Below are 737 nucleotides of genomic sequence, written 5' to 3' on the forward strand. Positions count from 1 at the left end.
GTGGTGGTGTCGTTGACATCGTTGACCGTGGTTTCCACCGGGGTCTTGATTGGGTTGATCGCTTCGAGGTTGCCGCCCACTGCGTCCTTGATGGATTCAGTAACGGTGGTCGGGCCGGTGTAGACGTCGTTGCCGACGCTGACCGGCAGGCTGCCGGAGCTCTGGCCTTCGGCGATGGTGATCACCTTGCCGCTGTCGAGGGTCACGGTCACCGGACCGTTTTGCGCAGTGACCGGTTTGCCCTGGGCATCGGTCAGCGTCGCGGTGTAGGTGATGGTGCCGTTTTCGTCGACGCTCGGGGTCGCGGTCAGGGTCACCGTGGTGGTGTCGTTGACATCGTTGACCGTGGTGGTCACTGGCGTTGTGTTTGGCGACACCAATTCCAAGTTGCCGCCCACTGCGTCCTTGATGGATTCAGTAACGGTGGTCGGGCCTTGGTAGACGTCGTTGCCGACGCTGACCGGCAGGCTGCCGGAGCTCTGACCTTCAGCGATGGTGATGACCTTGCCGCTGTCGAGGGTCACGGTGACTGGACCGTTTTGTGCGGTAACCGGGGCACCGTTCTTGTCGGTCAAGGTCGCGGTGTAGGTGATGGTGCCGTTTTCATCCACGCTCGGGGTGGCGGTCAAGGTCACCGTGGTGGTGTCGTTGACATCGTTGACCGTGGTTTCCACCGGGGTCTTGATCGGGTTGATCGCTTCGAGGTTGCCGCCGTCGGCCGATTTAATCGACTCGGT

Annotated in this window: 1 protein-coding gene; it reads right to left on the bottom strand. The window is 61.6% G+C overall.

The genetic code is table 11. The annotated features are described in order from the left end of the window. Window positions 1–737: immunoglobulin-like domain-containing protein (locus BSF40_RS31325; protein ID WP_141249834.1), on the bottom strand; the 737-nt coding region annotated here is incomplete at both ends.

The sequence above is a fragment of the Pseudomonas sp. ACN5 genome (assembly GCF_002303975.1).
In the GTDB taxonomy this organism is placed as follows: Bacteria; Pseudomonadota; Gammaproteobacteria; order Pseudomonadales; family Pseudomonadaceae; genus Aquipseudomonas; species Aquipseudomonas laurylsulfatiphila.